Genomic DNA, 3,600 nt, shown 5'->3' with positions numbered 1-3,600 from the left:
ACCGCCACCTCAAATTCCACGAAGACCGGGACAACCTCTTACCGCACACAGGAGACCGTGAAGTGTCGAGATTCGCTCCGCGACCGCAGTCGACCTCGTTCTTTGACAAAGTGTTTGGTTCTTCTGGTGACAACACCGCGAACCAGCTCGACGATTGGTTGGAAAGCACGCTAAAGCTTGAGCTCAAGCTCGACACGATCGAACGTGACGACGATGGCGACATCGTGCTCGTATCAGGCAGCGCCGTCGTGTACGTCAGGACGACCGACGACGGAACGCCATGGATCGGAGTTTTCTCTCCGCTGCTTGAGGACTTCGCGATGCGGCCCGAGGTGTATGAGGCGGTTAACGCAATCAATCGGAACACGCCGTTTGCGAAGGCGACCGTCGACCCAGATGGTCCACAAATTGTGCTATCGGCGGAGCTCCACATTTTCGACGGGCTTTCGTCTGAGCAGCTCATGGCCACCATCGACCTGATTGCGGACCGCGCGGACCACTATGACACTCGGCTGCAGAAGCGATTTGGCGGACAGACCATGCTCGACGACGATGATGGTGACGAGTTCGATGTCTAATACATCGGGACGGTTGCTTCGGCAATTCAGCGACGAGATTATCGAACTGGCCGAACGCGTTGTGCTTTCTACTGCCATTGTCAAAGGGCAGACGCGTGATTTCGACGAAGGCAGCGGATCAGCGTTCCTCTACGACGTCGAGCACCTCGTCACGAACAATCATGTGGTCGAAGGAATGGTCGACCCGATCCACGTCCAGCTACCCGGCGCTCGACAGACCGAGGCACGCGTCGTGGGACGAGATCCCTTGACCGACCTCGCTGTCCTGCGAGTTGACCCGCAACCCGCTGAGCCGCTTTTGATTTCGGCCCGCGGGGCACGGCTCGGAGAACTCTGCTTTGCATTCGGTAGCCCCCTGGGTGAGTTCCCGGAGAGCATCAGCATTGGCATCGTGAGCGGTTTGAAGCGAAGCCTGCCCACCGGGGATAAGCAAGCGATCTTTGACGTGATCCAGACGGATGCTGCAATCAACCCCGGAAACTCCGGCGGGCCATTGGTGAACGTCGACGGCCTTGTCATAGGAGTGAATACGGCAGCTATCCCTGAGGCCGATGGCATTGGCTTCGCGGTCCCGGCCGACACCGTCGCGGAGGTAGTCCAGGAACTCATCACCTACGGAGCTGTTGAACGCGCGTCACTGGGCGTCAGCGTCGCACGCCGACCCGTCGATAGAGCACCGGGAGGGCATGCTCTTGTGGTGACGGCTGTTCGCGATAACTCAGCAGGCCCCTTTGAGCCCGGCGATGCGATCGTTGCTGTCGGGGATCGCGACATCCACTCCCAGAACGACCTATTGCGCGCGTTGCGACGCGACGTCGCCAATCGGAGAGTACCAGTCGTGGTCTTGCGTGGTGACCACGAAGTCTCGATTGAATGCCGGCCGCGGAGCGTGCGAACTCTCAGCTGAAACACCTACGGCAACCGCCGTTTAACGTGCGGAGCCGAGGTTCGTCTGGCCGAGTGCGGTCAGTACCTGATCCACTGCTGTACGCACCTGCGAGGCGAACTCGTGTTCGTTCTCAACCGCGAATGCTTCTGCGTACGACCAGGTTCTGCGGATCTGGACGCCGGGGCGTATGTGAATCTGTATGCCAGCCTTCTTGCCGTCTAACCAATGGTGAAGGCTTTCCTGCTCCGCGGCAAGAGCGTAGCGGCGCTCCGCAAGCCAGCCGAAGAAGCCCGGGTCGGCGATCTCATCGTGGGTTCGACCGCCAGCTCGTCCCGCGTGAAAGTCCTCGATCCACTGGCCTAGGTAATCTTCCGCCGACAGCAGTCTGGTCGGAAACCAGCGTTGAAGAGGTTGGGCGAATCTATGGGCCAGCTGGAAGTTGGACTCGACGGTGAAACCGGTGAGAGCGTCGAGTTCAAGCAGCGCATCGACTCTTGCCCGATCAGAGTACAAGTAGGTGTACTGAGATTGGAGTTCAGCCGGCCAGACGCCCAAATGAACGAACTGACCATCGGCAAACAGCGCAGCGCGGTCGGCACCACGAACATCCTTGGCAGCGAATTTGATTGTGACGCCGGGTGACAGCGTGTCCCCGCGTGGAACCAGAGTTCCTTCCGCCGCGCTGGCTTTCGGGGAAAGCCCTGTCGCCCACTGCAGGACCTTACCGAGTCGGTCGAGGACGATTGGAGTGTCACCGGTATCTGACGTCGATGGCATCGAACTGGATCCCTTCTGGGTAGAAGCCGGCGGCCTCGGTGGTCTCGGATGCTTGACGCCACTACCCCAGCCGACCTCCCACCCCTCGCTGGCGTCGAAGTAGTCGGCGTACGCGACAGGTAGTGCATTGCTTCGCTCGACAGTACGAATGAGTTCGTCGAACCATGCGATGTATGCGGGGTCGTCGTTGGTCGGAGTGACGTCGCGCAAGGCGCTCAAAATTAGATCAGCGACCCTCTCCGGCGGGGTCGTCACCGTAACCTCCCCACCGGCGAACTCGGTGAGACCGCCAGTCGAGTATCGCAGTGCGGCTTCCCAGTCGATGACGTCCGGGTGGTCCACGTCATCAATCAGATTGTCGCTGAGTGTGATTGCGACACGCCAATACATCCCCGACGGGCTCACTCCCGGCAGGATGCGCACCCGATGGTAGCCGCGTTGATGCAGCACGCGGACGCCTTGCAAGACCCGGATTGGTGTCGACGAAGCCAACTCGGCGCTCACTTGCTCGTGCATCTCGGAGTCGAAAGCCACCAGGCGCACCTCGTCGACACGAGAATTGGCCGCGGCAATGCTTTCGATCGCGGCGGCGATTGCATCTTGGCGCGGCCAGCCGAAGGCGCCGGTGCTGATGAGCGGAAAGGCAACGACTCGGGCCCCGAGTTCGTCAGCAACTTCCATCGCCCGGCGGTAGCAGGACTCCAAGAGCGAACGGTCTCGCTGCCCGGCGTTGTAGTTCGGTCCCACAGTGTGGATGACCCACTCAGCCGGTAGGTCGCCAGCTGTCGTCCATCCGGCGTCACCTGTGGCCAGACCGTTCGGGAACCTCTCGATGCAGTCGCGGAGGATTGCAGGACCTCCTGCATGATGAATTGCGCCATCCGCACCGCCACCCCCGCGCATGCCGGTGTTCGCGGGGTTAACGACGGCGTCGACCTCCTGTTTGGTGATGTCGCCACACACCGCGGTGATTATCAGCACGCAGCCAGTATGCATCTGGGCACCGACGACAATGACCTAGACGGGCCCCGGCGGGTAAGTGCCCCAGACCGGTCCGTGACCCGCCCGGTACCGCTCCGCGATCTCTGCAACCAATGGCTGCGATTGGCTGCAACTTCGCCAGCGACAGCATTTCACTCAATCGCTGCCATGCAGGTCAGCACCCGCACGCTGATGCCGGTCATCTGCAAACTGACACCCTGAGCACGTTATGGCCTGATTCTGTGTCCTCATTCCCTAACGGGCCGCAGTATTTAGGCCGGTCAAGTGCCTACGGGTGAGAGGTGAACCACTCGAGCAGTAGACCCGCGATGGTGTCGGTGTTCGGAGGCATTCAGGGTGACCACGTGGGGGTAG

General features: G+C 60.7%; 3 protein-coding genes. 2 read left to right on the top strand and 1 reads right to left on the bottom strand.

Going from position 1 to position 3,600, the window contains the following annotated elements; all coding sequences use genetic code 11:
• Positions 1 to 578, top strand: a 578-nt coding sequence (locus tag CWS39_RS27965) for a T3SS (YopN, CesT) and YbjN peptide-binding chaperone 1 (RefSeq protein WP_233213747.1), incomplete at its 5' end; no start/stop codon positions are given.
• Entirely contained in the window at positions 571 to 1,485 is a 915-nt protein-coding gene (locus CWS39_RS27960; RefSeq protein ID WP_102146074.1) for a S1C family serine protease, read from the top strand. The genes CWS39_RS27965 and CWS39_RS27960, both read left to right, overlap by 8 nt.
• Positions 1,486 to 1,506: 21 nt before the next feature.
• On the opposite strand, the gene CWS39_RS30200 is transcribed toward CWS39_RS27960, so the two are convergent.
• Positions 1,507 to 3,225: a macro domain-containing protein gene (locus tag CWS39_RS30200; protein WP_306768858.1), complete on the bottom strand. Its 1,719-nt coding sequence runs from the start codon at positions 3,223 to 3,225 to the stop codon at positions 1,507 to 1,509.
• Positions 3,226 to 3,600: the final 375 nt, after the last annotated feature.

Origin of the sequence: Mycobacterium hubeiense (genome assembly GCF_002838065.1) — a bacterium.
Lineage (GTDB): Bacteria > Actinomycetota > Actinomycetes > Mycobacteriales > Mycobacteriaceae > Mycobacterium > Mycobacterium hubeiense.
The sequence above is the reverse complement of the archived record's forward strand: the minus strand, read 5'-3'. Positions and strand labels throughout refer to the sequence as shown.

Coding starts and splice junctions, on each gene's coding strand:
- CWS39_RS27960 (WP_102146074.1), top strand. CDS start 571: ATGTCTAATACATCGGGACGGTTGCTTCGGCAATTCAGCGACGAGATT.